A 15,483-nucleotide genomic window follows, 5' to 3' on the forward strand; every position below is an offset into this window, starting at 1 on the left:
CACTTATTATAATGAAATTTAGCGAAAAAAAACATTACAAATCATTTACATTTCGTAAAAATTCAATTTATTTATAAAAAGTCAGATTTTCTATATATTATTTGTCAGATGTAGAATAAGTATAAGGGCTTTTAGTAGAAATGAAAATATATATTATGAGAAAATGATAGGGAAGTAAGATTTGTTGAAATATAGCCAAGAAGAAATGAGTAAGTTTACTTATTTCTTCTATATAATAAAGAAGAATTTGACGGATAAAGGAGAGAGCATAATGAATCATACATCATTCCGAGCAATCGTTGTGAACGAAACGGAAAATCATCAGTTTGTAAGAAAAGTTGTTGAGAGAGAAGTAAGTAGTTTACCTGAGGGAGACGTATTCATACAAGTTCATTATTCTTCATTAAATTATAAAGATGCCCTTTCAGCTACTGGTAATAAAGGTGTTACGAGAACATATCCTCATACGCCGGGAATTGATGCTGCAGGAGAAGTTGTGAGTAGTGAAGATAACTCTTTTAAGGTAGGAGATCGAGTTATTGTAACGGGATATGACTTAGGTATGAATACCTCTGGTGGTTTCGGAGAATATATTCGCGTGCCATCGTCTTGGGTCGTGCCTTTACCAGAAGGACTGTCATTAAAGGAAAGTATGATGTATGGGACAGCAGGTTTTACTGCTGCTTTGTCGGTATATAAGCTTATTGGAGCAGGAATCAAGCCTAGTATGGGAGATGTTTTAGTAACGGGTGCTACAGGCGGCGTAGGGAGTGTAGCTGTTAGTATATTAAGTAAGTTAGGGTTTAACGTAGTAGGAGCGACAGGAAAAATGGAAGAGAAAGAAATGCTACTACGTCTAGGCGCGAAAAAAGTGATTCATCGCGCGGAATTGAATGATGAATCAGGAAGACCGATGTTAAAAGGGATATACGCGGGAGTTATCGATACTGTAGGTGGACATATGTTAGAAACAGCTTTAAAAACAGTAAAGTATGGTGGTTGTGTAACGACATGTGGTAATGTGGCAGGCCAGGAACTACAAACTACCGTATATCCGTTTATTTTACGAGGTATAAGCCTTTTAGGGATAGATTCCGTGCAATGCCCAGTAGATGTGAGAAGAGATGTTTGGACGCTTTTAGCGAAAGAATGGGGAAATAAAGAATTACTATCTTATACAGAAGAATGTACATTAGAAGAATTAGAGAAGAAGTTTGCACTTATATTGCAAGGAAAGTTAAAAGGAAGAACAGTTGTTAAAATATAATAAGAAAGAGACGCTTAAGTTAGCATCTCTTTCTTATTATAATGATTGTTTTAAATTGATTTTTCCTTGTTCGCCTAAAACACCGTCAGCGATATTTACAGCGTGATCGCCAATGCGCTCTAAGTTACTTACCATATCGACGAAGATGATACTTGCATCACCTGAACAGCTGCGTTCGTTTAGACGTAATACGTGACGTTTACGAAGAACACGTTCCATTTGGTCGATTTTGCGTTCTTTTGCAATAACAGTTTGAGCTAGTTCAGTATCGAAGTTTGTTAAAGCTTCAACTGAGTCTTGCAGTGTTGAAATCGTTAATTCTAGCATTTCGTTTAATTCAGTTAATGCTTCGTCTGATAGTGAAACACGGTTTGAAATTTGGAAATCTACAAGTTCTACAAGGTTTTCTACATGATCACCGACACGTTCAATATCTCCAACAACACCTGCTAAAACAGAATGTTTTTCAGAATCCGTAGGTGAAAGTGGCTTTTCTGATAGTAAAACTAAATACTCGGTAATTTTTTTATCTAAATTGTTAATAGCTCCTTCTAATTGAGTAGCCATGTTTGCGTGTTTTTTGTCTTGTGTATTTAAAAATTGATTTGCTTCTTTTAATCCATGTAATGAAAACTCAGCCATACGGATAATCTCTTTTTGAGCTTCAGTTAAAGCGATGGCTGGAGATTGTTCAATAAAGATTGGATTTAAATGTTGTGGCTTGAAGTCAATCGCTGCATCTTCACCACGAATAATTTTTGTTACGATCCATGCTAAAACTGCAATGAACGGAAATTGAATAATTGTATTTGTTACGTTAAATGTTCCGTGTGCAAATGCAATAGTCATTTCTGGATTCAAGTTTAATGATGTTTGGAAATATTGAATTAAACTTGTAAATGGTACTAATAAAATGGTAAAGATAATTGTACCGATAATATTAAAGATAACGTGAACTAATGCTGCACGTCTTGCTGCAATTGAAGTACCGATCGCTGCTAATACAGCTGTAATTGTTGTACCGATGTTATCACCGAATAATACAGGAAGAGCTGCTTGTAAATCGATTGCACCTTGACCGAATAGTTCTTGTAAAATACCGATTGTTGCGCTTGAACTTTGTACAATTAAAGTAAAGACTGTACCGACAACAATTCCTAAAATTGGATTATCACTCATGCTCACTGTTAATTCTTGGAATGATTCTAAAGAACGAAGAGGTTTCATACCTGCACTCATTAATTCTAAACCGAAGAATAACATACCAAAACCGAATACAACTTGACCTACAGAATGTACTTTTTTATTTTTAAAGAAGAATAGTAAGATTGCTCCAACTGCCATAACTGGGAGAGCATATTCTCCGATTTTAATTCCGATAATAAATGCAGTAACTGTCGTACCGATGTTTGCACCCATAATAACACCGATTGCTTGTCTTAATGTCATAAATCCGGCACTTACAAGTCCGACTGTTAAAGCGGTTGTTCCTGAACTGGATTGGATTAATACAGTAACTAACATACCTGCTAGTACACCCATAAGTGGGTTTGTTGTAAAACGATCTAGAATATCGCGAAGACGATCTCCAGCTGCTTGTTGCAGTCCATCGCCCATGTATTTAATCCCGAATAAGAAAATACCTAATCCACCAATGAACTGGAAGATCATATCTTGAACATTATATTCCACGCATTCCACTCCTTAAATTTCATGTACGATGTAATTATTAACTGAACCTTGAGTCACTGTAAACGGTTTGCTAGTAAAATTTACACTAAATTTACAAAGGGAAGAAAAGTTTACAATCCCTTAAAGAAACAGCTGTATTTTATTGGTTTTCATCTTGTATAAATCTTAATTTTGTAAAGAAATCACACTTTTTAGAATAATGTTGTTCAGTTGAATATCAAGGAAAGCGTCTGCGAGTTCATCGTATATTTTTTGATGAAAGTTAAAAAAATATGTAGGAAAATGCATGTAGTTTTATAACAGCAAAACGAGGGAAAATAATTTTTTAATACGATAAAAAAGCTACTGATTTATCCAGCAGCTTTTTCCGTGTTTTTATCGCTATGCTTTTGTTTTCTTATGCTTGTAATGTAAATGAAGAGAAAAGCAATAAGTAATAGAGAGGAGTAACGATATACAGTTGCATAGTTTGTAAAATGAGCAATAAATCCAAATATAATCGCTCCAGCGCCGATTCCAAGGTCAAATGCGGAGAAGAATGTAGCCGTTGCTACGCCGCGTCGATGCGGTGCTACGCGGTCAATCATCCATGCTTGTAGTGCAGGTTGGATCGCTCCAAAACCACTTCCGTAACATGCTGCAGCAATAATTAAGCTCGGAATTGTCGTCGTATACGACAATAAAATAATACCTGTAAACGTTATAATAACTCCCGGAATGATGACGAATGTATGGCCTTTTGCATCATATAGCTTTCCAGAGAATGGACGAGTTACAGCGATTGCTAGTGCGTTACATAAAAAGAAGAGGCTAATATCAGCTATGCCGACTTCTGTAGCAAATAGTGTGATAAAACTTCCGATTCCTCCGTACATTAATGTAATACATAATATTAATAATGAAGGAAGTAAAGCTTTACGCTCAATAAATCCATCGAGAAAAGTACTAGATGATTGTTGTGGAGGCTGTTTCGTTTTTTGGATTTGAAGTAGTTTCGTTAATATTAATGAAACAATTGTGCACGATAATGCACATAAAAAAAGAATTGTGAAGTTATATGTTTGCATAAGCCATAGTCCGATAAGTGGACCGAGGGCCATTGCAATTGTTCCAGAAAGACCAAAATATCCCATGCCTTCTCCGCGGCGAGCTGAGGGAATTAAATCAGAAACGACAGTCCCATATGTAGTCGTTGTAATACCGAAACCAGCTCCGTGTAAAATACGAACAGCAAGCAAGAGAAAGATTGTTGAGGCGAAAAGGTAACTGCCCATAGCGAGTAAACAAATAGCAGTACCAATCATTAAGATGATTTTTTTATTAAATTTTTGCAAGGCGTTCCCAGTTAGCGGTCTAACAAAAAGTGCCGCAACGGTAAACATGCCGACAACCAATCCGATATTGGAACTTGTGCCACCAATTTCTTTCACATAAACAGGTAAGGTTGGAATTAACATTTGAAACCCTAAAAACATACATAAGTTTGCAAAAATTAAAGCAACAAACTCTTTTGTCCATAACGGTTCTCGTTTTACGAGTATTGCTTCTCCCATATATTCATCCCCTATATAAAATTTTCTCTTTTCTTTCGAGTATATGTATTGGCCAATGCAACAGTCAAGGAAGGTGTCTTGAAAACGGATAACAATTTTTAAGGTGAAAAACTGACAAATTTGTGTAAAGGCTACACAACTATGAAAAAAAGATGTAAAGTATAGATGTATAGACTTGTAGGTGTTAAGAATGATAGAAATTGTTTTTTCTTTAAAGAAAGCGGATTCAAAGGAGTAGTGAACAAGAAGGGGATATATACTTTTTCACTACATATATTTGAAAAGGTTTACAATATGATGAAGAAAGAGGCGTGTACATATGAGACGATTAGGTATTTCTATTTATCCAGAACATTCAACAGTAGAGAAAGATAAGGAGTATTTAACATTAGCAAGTAAATATGGATTTACACGTGTGTTCACATGTTTATTATCTGTGGATGGAGAAAAAGAGAAAATTATTGAAGAATTTAAAGAAACGATCTCACATGCGAATGCATTAGGGTTCCAAGTATTAGTTGATATTAGTCCATCTGTTTTTGAACAATTAGGTATTTCGTATAATGATTTATCATTCTTCCATGAATTGGGTGCGTACGGTATTCGTTTAGATGTTGGTTTCTCAGGATTAGAAGAATCAATTATGACTTATAATCCGTATGGTTTGAAAATTGAGATTAATATGAGCAATGGTACGAAGTATGTAGATAACATTATGAGTCATAGACCAAATCGTGAAAATTTAATTGGTTGTCATAATTTTTATCCGCATCGTTATTCAGGGTTATCATACGATCATTTCATTAAATGCTCGAAACAATTTAAAGATTACGGTATGAGAACGGCTGCTTTTATTTCATCATTTGATGCAACCTACGGACCTTGGCCAGTAACAGAAGGGTTATGTACATTAGAGCAGCATCGTGAATTACCGATGACAACACAGGCGAAGCATTTATTTGCGACGGAATTAATTGATGATGTTATTATTGCAAACGCATATGCGTCAGAAGAAGAATTACAAGCACTAGGTGCATTAAATAAAGAGAAACAAACATTTGATATAGAACTATATGATACAACGACAGAATTAGAAAGAATTATCGTATTAGACGAACCACATTTTTATCGCGGAGATGTATCTGAATATATGATTCGTTCTACACAAAGTCGTGTGAAATATAAAAAAGAAGAGTTTAAACCTCATAATACGCGTGAAATTAAGCGTGGAGATTTATTAATTGATAATGAACAATATGGCCAGTATAAAGGCGAATTACAAATTGCATTAAAAGATATGGTGAATACAGGGAAAACAAATGTAGTTGGTCGAATTATAGAAGAAGAAATTTTCTTATTAGATTATTTACAAGCATGGGATAAATTCGGGTTCACATTAAAGAGATAGAGAGAATATAAAGGGGAAAAACTACTGATTTCAGCAGCTTTTCCCCTTTATATATAAAGAGCGAGAGGAAGAGCTATGACAAAGGTGCATCAGCGATTAATTTCTATTTTAGAGGAGTTTTTAGAAGAGAAATCGATGTTAAATCGAGCTTTTTTAGCGGGCCGTTTACATGTATCGACGAAGACGATTCAAAAGGATATAAAATTATTAAATGATATATTGGAAGAAAACGGAGCGAAAATCGAATCGCAAAGAGGGACTGGGTACGAATTAGAAATTATACAAACGAAGAAATTTGAAGAATTTTGTGTGAGTCTATTTCAAAAACAGACGGAAAAGATTCCAACTTCTTATGAAGAAAGAATAGCGTACATTCTGCAGCGTGTTTTAACGACAGAGGGATATGTGAAGCTTTCAGAATTAGCGGAAGAGATTTATGTGAGCAAATCAACGGTCAATTTAATTATGAAAGATGTTACAGATATATGTAGTCGCTATAAATTACAAATTGAGAAGAGACCGTATTATGGTATACGTATTGTTGGAGAGGAATTTAATATTCGTTCTTGTTTATCACAATATGGTTTACCGCGTTATGACCATACTCCGTTTCATGAGCAATTTGAGCAGACGGATACATATTTATCGCTACCTCATATATCACTCATTCGTTCAATTATATTAAAGTATATTGAAGGCGGAACAATATATTTATCTGATATAGAAATTGATAATTTAGTCATTCATATTGCAATCGCATTAAAGCGTTGTCAAAGTCAACATTATATGAAAGAACTGCATGCGGAGCAATCAGAACTTATAATAAAGAAAGAATATACAATTGCGAAGCAGATTTTAGGAGATTTAGAGAAAGAGTTAAAATTTTTATTTCCAGAAGAAGAAGTATTATATGTGACGATGCATTTATTAAGTACTGCTGTTACAACGAGAGATCGCTATGAAAATGTAGAAGAGCTATTAGGAAAAGATATATATGCATTTATGCAACATATTCTTTTTAAAGTAGCGGAAGAACGGAATCTTATTTTTTATTATGATGAAGAATTATTATTTGGATTTGGTATTCATTTAAAAACGTTATTAAATCGTTTGAAGTATAAGTTAAATACGAGAAATCCTCTTTTGGCAGAAGTGAAAAAGAATTATCCGTATGCTTTTGAAATTGCGGTTCTTGTTGGAGATATCATTGGTGAATATACGGGTGAATCGATCCCTGAAAGTGAAATTGGTTATATAGCAATTCACTTCGGCGGAGCGATGAGCCGTTTGCAGGAGCAGAATCAAAAGAAAAGATGCTTATTAGTTTGTGCGACTGGTCAAGGAAGTGCACAACTATTAAAATATAAAATTTTATCACAGTTCCGAGATAAATTAGAGATTGTAGGTATTACAGGCTATTATCAATTGAAAGTAGAAGATCTTTATAAAGAAAAAATAGATTGTATTATTAGTACGATTCATATACCGAGTGGCTTGCCTGTTCCAGTTATAAAAGTGAATTCAATATTTGATGATAAAGAGATTAAATCGATTGGTCAGCGGTTGTTTACGCATGTGAATAATAGTGTGCGGCAATATATTAAGGACGATTTAATCTTTTTAAATCATAGTGCTTCTACGAAAGAGGATGTTATTCAGTTTTTATGTGAGAAAGCTGCTGAGGAACGCTATGTACCAGAAAACTTTTATGCATCTGTTATGGAAAGAGAAAATACGTCTCCGACAGCGGTTGGGAATTCAGTTGCAATCCCGCATCCGATGCAGTTATTAAGTGAGGAAACTTTTTTGATGTTTTGCACACTTGAAAAGGCTGTTGATTGGGGAGATAAAAAAGTACAAGTAATTATTTTATTTAGTGTAAAGCGCAATAATAATGAAGATTTGCAAAGGCTTTATGATTTTTTATATGATATTATGTCTAGTCAAACTACGATAGAGAAACTTACTCAGACCGAGGTAATTGAAGATTTTCAAGAGATTTTATTATCATTTTGAAAAAGTATATAAAAACTTCCGTTACATAACGGAAGTTTTTTATGTTTAATTGTATGCGTTTTCATAATAAGATAAAAATATAGAAAACATATAGCTTGGGGGAATTTAAAATGGCTGATATGCAAACTCCATTTGCGTTAATTTTACATGGTGGCAATGCGAGAAGCGCGGCGCTTGAAGCAATTGCTTTTGCAAGACAAGGAGATTTCGGGAATGCCGGTGAAAAGATGAAACTTGCTAGTGAGGAAATTTCAGCAGCGCATCGTATTCAAACGGATTTAATTCAAGAAGAGGCAAGAGGAAATCATGCAGAAATCAGTTTACTGTTAGTGCACGCACAAGACCATTTAATGAATGCAATTACAGTAAAAGAACTAGCTGAAGAATTTATTACTCTTCATAAACGAGTGGAAGAGAAAGTGACAGTATAAGATGTATATTTTATTATGTTGTGCAGCAGGCATGTCAACGAGTATGGTCGTAAGAAAAATGCAAGAAGAGGCAAAGAAGCAGGGGAAGAATTATAAAATTAAGGCGGTTGATTCAGAATTAGTGAAACTTGAAATTAAGGAAGCTGATGTCGTTTTAATTGGTCCACAAGTGAAATATTTATTTCCAGCTGTAGAGTTTCTTGCAAATTCATACAATATACCAGTTGCGATTATAGACCAACGAGATTATGGCATGTGTGATGGTTTGAAGGTGCTTAAGCAAGCAGAACAATTAGTTTTAGCATAATTATATTTTTTTAAATATAAACATTATAATGTTATAAAGTTTATTTCATTCTTTTATAGTAGAGAGAAAGAGGAGGGCTATTGATGAATGGGTTTATGAATTTTATGGAACAAAAGATTATGCCAACAACGCAAAAAATCGCAGGACAACGACATTTATTAGCAATTCGAAACGGTGTTATTTCTACATTACCGTTAACGATCGTCGGATCATTTTTCGTTATCTTTTTAAATTTACCAATTGATGCATATATGGAATGGATTGCACCGTTTCGCCATATTTTAGATATTCCATTCCGATTTACAGTAGGACTAATGGCATTATACGCAGCGTTCGGTGTAGGGGCTTCGCTCGCGAACTTTTATCAGCTCAATCAGTTAAGTGCAGGGTTATTATCTGTACTCGCCTTTTTACTAGCATCAGTTGAACCAATTCAAATTACGAAAGCTGTACCAGGTGTTATTGATGCAGGGAGATATATTTCAGTAGGAACATTAAGTGCAACGTCTTTATTCGGCGCAATTGTTACAGCATTAATTGCAGTAGAAATTTATCATTTTATGATTAAGCATAATATTTCAATAAAATTACCAGACAGTGTACCACCAGCAGTTTCAAATTCGTTTGCAGCATTAATTCCAACATTAGTAGTTATTCTTTTATTCTGGGGCATTCGCTACGGTTTGAAATTTGATGTGAATACAACGATCACATATTTAATCGCACCATTAAAATCAGTATTAGTAGGAAATAATTTATTCGGTGGTTTATTAACAGTATTCTTAATCGTGTTTTTCTGGTCATTCGGTATACATGGACCAGCGATTTTAGGACCAATTATTCGTCCGATGTGGGATTCAGCAATTCTTGAAAATATGGAAGTGTTCACGGCTACAGGAAATGCACATCAGTTACCAAACTTATTTACAGAGCAATTCATTCAATGGTTCGTATGGATTGGCGGATCAGGCTCAACGTTAGCTTTAGTAATTATGTTTATGTTCTCTAAATCTAAGTTCCTAAAAGAGTTAGGTAGATTATCATTCGTACCAGGTTTATTCAATATTAACGAGCCAATTATTTTCGGGGCTCCGATTGTAATGAACCCAATCTTAATTATTCCGTTCGTTATTACACCGCTAGTGACAACGACAGTATCATATTTCGCAGTTGTTTCAGGTATGATTCCACTCATGATGGCGAAACTGCCATTTACGATGTTAGCACCAATTGCAGCGATTATTAGCACGGACTGGACAATTATGGCTGGTGTACTTGTACTTGTTAACTTTGCGATCTCATTCGTTATTTACTATCCATTCTTCAAAATGTATGAGAAACAACAATTAGCAGGAGAGGAGAAAACAGAATGCTCGGAGCAATTATCATCTTAATTACATTCGTGGTCGGACAGTGTATTGCCCATTATTCGAAATGGGTACAAAGTAAATCTTTATTAGTGTTACTACTAGTATCAGTTTTATTTATCGGTTGTTCAATGGGTGCATATGTAATGTTAGGATTGCAATCACCGTACGTAATTATTGTACCGACAATTTTATGTGCAACATGTTTATCTGCAAAATATAGATTTACGAGCATGGCATTAATACAACGTGTGAAGGAGATGCAAAAGCATGGAGCGTAAATTAGGAATTTCACTTTATCCAGAACATTCAACGAAAGAAAAAGATATGGCATATATTTCGGCAGCGGCACGACATGGTTTTTCAAGAATATTTACTTGTTTGTTATCTGTGAATCGTCCGAAAGAAGAAATTGTATCTGAATTTAAAGAGATTATTAATCACGCAAAAGATAATAATATGGAAGTTATTTTAGATGTAGCTCCGGCTGTGTTTGATCAGCTTGATATTAGTTATAGCGATCTATCATTTTTTGCAGAGTTAGGTGCAGACGGTATTCGTTTAGATGTAGGTTTTGACGGATTAACGGAAGCGAAAATGACGAATAATCCGTACGGTTTAAAAATTGAGTTAAATGTAAGTAACGATATTGCGTACTTAGAAAATATTCTTTCGCATCAAGCGAATAAATCAGCTTTAATTGGTTGCCATAATTTTTATCCGCAAAAATTCACTGGTCTTCCGTACGATTATTTCATTCGCTGTAGTGAACGCTTTAAAAAGCATGGTATTCGCAGTGCAGCCTTTATTACATCACATGCCGCAAACATCGGTCCATGGGATATTAACGATGGATTATGTACGTTAGAAGAGCATCGTAATTTACCAATTGAAGTGCAAGCGAAGCATTTATGGGCAACAGGGCTAATCGATGATGTCATTATCGGAAATGCTTATGCGAGTGAGGAAGAGTTAGAGAAACTAGGAAACTTAAATCGATACATGTTACAGCTGAAAGTACAATTTGTAGACGAAGCGACTGAAGTAGAGAAGAGAGCTACGCTGCAAGAATTACACGTAAGACGCGGCGACATAACAGAGTATATGGTACGTTCTACAGAAGTACGTAAAAAGTACAAAGATTATGACTTCCCAGTGCGTGAAAGTGTGCTACAGGAAAGAGGGCAAGTTGTAATTGGTAATAACTCATTCGGAAAGTATAAAGGTGAACTGCAAATCATCTTGAAAGAAATGCCGATAGATGAACGGAAAAATATCGTCGGTACAATTGCGGAAGAGGAGTTATTCTTACTAGATTATGTAGGAGCTTGGACGCAGTTTACTTGTGTGGAATAGAGAAGAGAAGGAGAGGATGCTGTGGCATCCTCTTTTTTCTATTGATATAGTAGTCTATCGTATATAGAATGCAAAGAGATAGATTTCATTTGGACGGGAGAGAAGGAGATGGAAGAGTATATAGATGATTTATTAAGGCGGATGGATGATGAAGAAGCAGGTATTCAGCAATGTGCGTATGAAGAAGCGATGCAGTTAAATGATTTATCCCTTTTTTCTTGTTTGCAAGAGAAAGTAACGGAAGCACGAAAAGTATATATAAAAACAAACCTTTATTTTTTAATTACACAACTTGCAATAAATACTGGAGAGATGTATATAGCAGATTATTTGATAAATCGGTTAGAAAGTGAAGAAAGCAGGATAGTGTTGGATAGTATGCTTATAGATTTAAGTAAATTATCTGAAGCGAGCAATGCACATAAAATTATTCCTTACATATATCATAAAAATAGTGGAGTTCGTTATTCCGCTGTCATCGCTTTAAAGTTGTGTAAATCGTTGGGAGCAGAAGAGGCTTTATTGAAGTTACTTACAGTGGAGGAGAATCGAGATGATATTGTAAATATATGTGCCACTTTACATGAGATTGGAACAAAGCGATCGATTCTATCTTTAACGAAACTTTTACACTGTGATAGTGCTTATATTCGTTCAGCAGCTATTGAGACTTTAGCAGAAATCGGAAGAACAGACTTACAAATAGTTTATATTGAAGCTTTGCATGATAGAAATGTGATGGTGAAATATGAAGCTGTTCGAGCTATTTATATGTATGGTGACGAAATGGCAATGAGACCAATTTGCGAACGTGTGAATAAAATTGTCGCTAGAAGACGTAAAAATGAAGTAGAGCCTACGGATGAATCAGAGATTATCATTGCTCTTCGTTTCTTACATAAGTTTGTTGATCAGGAAGAAGCTTTAAAGACATTTGATAAAGTGTACAAAAAACGTGGAAACTTGTTTATGTCGGAGAGGAAGTGGCTTCGAGATAATATTACTTACTTTCAAGAGAAAGAAAGAATGTAAGAATCATAAAAAAGAGCCAGCCTCAACGATGAGACTGACTCTTTTTTATAACTAGTTTAATACTTTAACTGTAACTGTTTTACGTCCCCAGCTACTTGATGTGCCTTTATCTGGCATTAAAACGTCGATTTTATTACCTTTAATAGCTCCACCAGTATCACCAGCGATTGCTACTCCGTAACCTTCAACCCATACTTTTGAACCTAATGGAATGACACTTGGATCAACTGCAATTAGTTTCATGTTTGGATTAGCTGTTAAGTTGTGGCCTAAAGCTGATTTTACTTGGTCGCCTGCTTTATAACCATTTTCAAGTGGATCTGCTGTATAAGCTGTTGCTACAACACGTAACTCACGAGAAGATGATGGTGCACTTGTTTCAGTTTCTTTTGCAACAGGTTGTTGTGTAGCTGGTTTTTGAGCTTTAGCTGCTTCTTTAGCTTTAGCCGCTTCACGAGCTTCAGCTGCTTCTTGAGCCTTAGCCGCTTGAGCTTCAGCATCTGCTTTAGCTTTAGCCGCTTCACGAGCTTTAGCTGCTTCTTGAGCCTTAGCCGCTGCTTGAGCTTCAGCATCTTCTTGAGCTTTAGCTGCTTCACGAGCTTTAGCCGCCTCTTGAGCTTTAGCTTCTGCTTGAGCTTCAGCATCTGCCTGAGCTTTAGCTGCTTCTTGAGCCTTAGCTGCTTCTTTAGCTTTAGCCGCTTCTTGAGCTTTAACTTCTGCTTGAGCTTCAGCTGCTTCGCGAGCTTTAGTTGCTTCCACTGCTTTAGCTTTTGCTTGAGTTTCAGCTACTTCCTGAGCTTTAACAGCTTCACGAACTTTAGCTGTATCTTGAACTGTAGTTGTTTTTTCAGCTTTAACTACTGGTTGAACTTTAACTGGTGCTTTACCTGTTAAGTAAGGAACATGAACATAAGCTGTTTTTCCATTATATTCAAATTGAATCCAATCATTTTGTACTTGGTGTGTTGTTTCGATTACATCATCTTTTTTCAACTTACCAAGAATCTCTGAATCTGTGTTTGCACTAGCACGTACATTTAATACGTTTGCTGTTACGTAGTAAGTGTCTTTTGTATAGTCAGCGCTTATGAAAGCTTCTTTACCGCTATTCAATTGAACTTTTGACCAACCATTTTCTGTATGTAAAACATTTACTTTATATCCATCTAATAATTTTCCTACAACTTTTGATTCAGTAGTTGGGTTTTCTCGTACGTTTAGTACGTCAGTCGTTACGATCGTTTCTGCTTTAGCAGATGTTGTGAAAATCCCAAGACCAAAAACCGCTGCTGTTGCTATACCCATAAATTTTTTCATAATAGCCTCCATTGCATTTGTTTTCGTTGACCTCATTATAGCAACCATTATTTTCTTATTTGCGAAAAACATAAAATTACAAAGCTTTCGTAACGGGGCATTAATATTCTGTAACAATTCCATAAATATCCTGATAGCGCTTCCTTGTTGTTTTTTGGCGTATTAGGGCATGTAAAACACAAAATGAGTAGTATTTCAATTACAGTAACATTAATAATGTTACTGTAATATTTCTTGTGTATATCTATAGTGTTACAAAAATAGCGTATTTTACTGTCTGAATGAAAAGATAGTTATGGAATAATAACCTTTTTAGATGTAAAAAGATATAAATGAGGTGAAATTTAATGAAATATCGATATAATTGTTACAAAATCAGTCGAAGCATGGAAAAAATTACGCCTTGATTTTCGTCTGTTATATAGTATTTTTGCAATAATAGGATTAGATAATAGCTTTAGTACCTATAAATAATGAAGAGTATTAGAATGATAGTTGTAACGTGAAACATATATAATAGAAGAAACTCGATTTAATATGTAAATAAAAAACGCAGGAGTGTAAACTCCTACGTTTTTGTTTACTCATATCGTAAACATTCAATTGGATCAAGTTTTGCAGCTTTGTTGGCTGGTAGTAGTCCGAATGCAATACCGATTAGCATTGAAATACCTACTGCAAGAAGTCCAAGTTCTTTTGAGACAACGAGTGGCCATCCAGCAAAGATTGAGACGATCCAAGCGAAGAAAATACCGAGCATGAATCCGATGAAACCACCAAGTCCTGTTAAAATACAAGATTCGATTAAGAATTGTGTTAATACTTTACCACGTGTTGCACCAAGTGCTTTACGAATACCAATCTCACGTGTACGTTCTGTTACAGATACGAGCATGATGTTCATTACACCGATACCACCAACAAGTAAGGAAATAGCAGCAATACCACCGAATACCATTTTCATCATACCGATTGATTCGTCTAGTTGCTTCGTAAATTCACCCATGTCTTGCGCTTCAAATTTATGCTCAAATTTAGGGGCCTTCATGTCGTTTAAAACGGAAACGGCTTCTTTTTCTACATTTTTACGTTCTGATGGAGAAACGAGTGTTAATTTTACAGTGTCATACTCAGTTACTCCAGAAATGACAGGGGCGTTTTCAAGTGATGTATAACCTTCTGACATAGCCATTCCAAACTCATTTTTCGTTTCGTACACACCGACTACTTTATATGGTTTTCCTTTTATATCTGTGTATAAATTTGATTCCCAACCATTAAATAATTTATTGAAAGCTTCTTCATTTAATATAACAGCAGGAATTGCTTGGTTTAATTCGCCGTCGTTTAATTCACGACCGTGAACTAATTTTATTTTTGAATCTGTCATAAAAGCGCCTGTTCCACCTTTTAAATCAAGAGAGACATCTTTTGAACCAGCAGATGCTTTTACTTTCATACTTACATCTGGATAAACATCTTTAACTCCAGGAACAGTTTGAAGACGTTTCAGCATATCAGATGTAATTTTAGCGTTATCTGGTCCATAATCAGGGTTTTTGTAGTAAATCGTTACTTCATTATCTTTTCCTTGGCCTAACTCTTTTTTAAACTTTGCGTTTGTACCATCACCCATTGAAATGATAGTAATAATGGCGCTAATACCGATAATAATACCTAGCATCGTTAAGATAGAACGCATTTTATGAGCAAAGATAGAGGAAAGGGCCATGCGTA

At 35.2% G+C, this 15,483-nt stretch carries 13 protein-coding genes; 9 read left to right on the top strand and 4 right to left on the bottom strand.

Annotated elements, in window-relative coordinates:
• Nucleotides 1-271 precede the first annotated feature (271 nt).
• Nucleotides 272-1,267, top strand: a complete 996-nt coding sequence (locus tag ACUXVC_RS04075) for a YhdH/YhfP family quinone oxidoreductase (RefSeq protein ID WP_088115227.1) — start codon at nt 272-274, stop codon at nt 1,265-1,267.
• A 36-nt stretch (nt 1,268-1,303) separates the two neighbouring features.
• On the opposite strand, the gene ACUXVC_RS04080 is transcribed toward ACUXVC_RS04075, so the two are convergent.
• Both ACUXVC_RS04080 and ACUXVC_RS04085 read right to left on the bottom strand, forming a co-directional pair.
• Entirely contained in the window at nt 1,304-2,959 is a 1,656-nt protein-coding gene (locus ACUXVC_RS04080; protein ID WP_050842626.1) for a Na/Pi cotransporter family protein, read from the bottom strand.
• Between the two features lie 350 nt (nt 2,960-3,309).
• On the bottom strand, nt 3,310-4,512 hold the full coding sequence (locus ACUXVC_RS04085; RefSeq protein WP_000503255.1) for an MFS transporter: 1,203 nt from the start codon (nt 4,510-4,512) through the stop codon (nt 3,310-3,312).
• A 319-nt stretch (nt 4,513-4,831) separates the two neighbouring features.
• Between ACUXVC_RS04085 and ACUXVC_RS04090 the strand changes: the two genes are divergently transcribed.
• From ACUXVC_RS04090 to ACUXVC_RS04125, 8 genes are all read left to right on the top strand, one after another.
• Nucleotides 4,832-5,920 (top strand): DUF871 domain-containing protein, encoded by a 1,089-nt coding sequence (locus tag ACUXVC_RS04090; protein WP_098126291.1) that lies wholly within the window; start codon nt 4,832-4,834, stop codon nt 5,918-5,920.
• A 75-nt stretch (nt 5,921-5,995) separates the two neighbouring features.
• Nucleotides 5,996-7,936 carry a BglG family transcription antiterminator gene (locus ACUXVC_RS04095; protein ID WP_063245565.1) on the top strand — a complete coding sequence of 647 codons (1,941 nt, stop codon included), beginning with the start codon at nt 5,996-5,998 and terminating at the stop codon, nt 7,934-7,936.
• A 110-nt stretch (nt 7,937-8,046) separates the two neighbouring features.
• Entirely contained in the window at nt 8,047-8,367 is a 321-nt protein-coding gene (locus ACUXVC_RS04100) for a PTS lactose/cellobiose transporter subunit IIA (RefSeq protein ID WP_048564417.1), read from the top strand.
• Nucleotide 8,368: 1 nt separating this feature from the next.
• Nucleotides 8,369-8,674, top strand: coding sequence for a PTS sugar transporter subunit IIB (locus ACUXVC_RS04105; RefSeq protein WP_000275642.1), 306 nt, complete (start codon nt 8,369-8,371; stop codon nt 8,672-8,674).
• 83 nt (nt 8,675-8,757) lie between these two features.
• Nucleotides 8,758-10,068 carry a PTS sugar transporter subunit IIC gene (locus ACUXVC_RS04110; protein ID WP_001013042.1) on the top strand — a complete coding sequence of 437 codons (1,311 nt, stop codon included), beginning with the start codon at nt 8,758-8,760 and terminating at the stop codon, nt 10,066-10,068.
• Nucleotides 10,044-10,322, top strand: coding sequence for a hypothetical protein (locus ACUXVC_RS04115; RefSeq protein ID WP_000900048.1), 279 nt, complete (start codon nt 10,044-10,046; stop codon nt 10,320-10,322). The genes ACUXVC_RS04110 and ACUXVC_RS04115 overlap by 25 nt, the downstream gene beginning before the upstream one ends.
• The gene (locus ACUXVC_RS04120; protein WP_053565185.1) at nt 10,312-11,397 is read left to right on the top strand and encodes a DUF871 domain-containing protein; all 1,086 of its coding nucleotides are present in this window, start codon (nt 10,312-10,314) and stop codon (nt 11,395-11,397) included. The genes ACUXVC_RS04115 and ACUXVC_RS04120 overlap by 11 nt, the downstream gene beginning before the upstream one ends.
• 108 nt (nt 11,398-11,505) lie before the next feature.
• Entirely contained in the window at nt 11,506-12,429 is a 924-nt protein-coding gene (locus tag ACUXVC_RS04125) for a HEAT repeat domain-containing protein (protein ID WP_446025927.1), read from the top strand.
• 51 nt (nt 12,430-12,480) lie between these two features.
• Here the strand turns inward: ACUXVC_RS04125 and entC are convergent, their stop codons facing one another.
• Together entC and ACUXVC_RS04135 are read right to left on the bottom strand one after the other, a co-directional pair.
• Entirely contained in the window at nt 12,481-13,869 is a 1,389-nt protein-coding gene (gene entC, locus ACUXVC_RS04130) for a cell wall-binding protein EntC (protein ID WP_144465719.1), read from the bottom strand.
• A 457-nt stretch (nt 13,870-14,326) separates the two neighbouring features.
• Entirely contained in the window at nt 14,327-15,478 is a 1,152-nt protein-coding gene (locus ACUXVC_RS04135) for an ABC transporter permease (RefSeq protein WP_423249944.1), read from the bottom strand.
• Nucleotides 15,479-15,483 lie beyond the last annotated feature (5 nt).

It is taken from the genome of Bacillus sp. N6 (assembly GCF_052805735.1).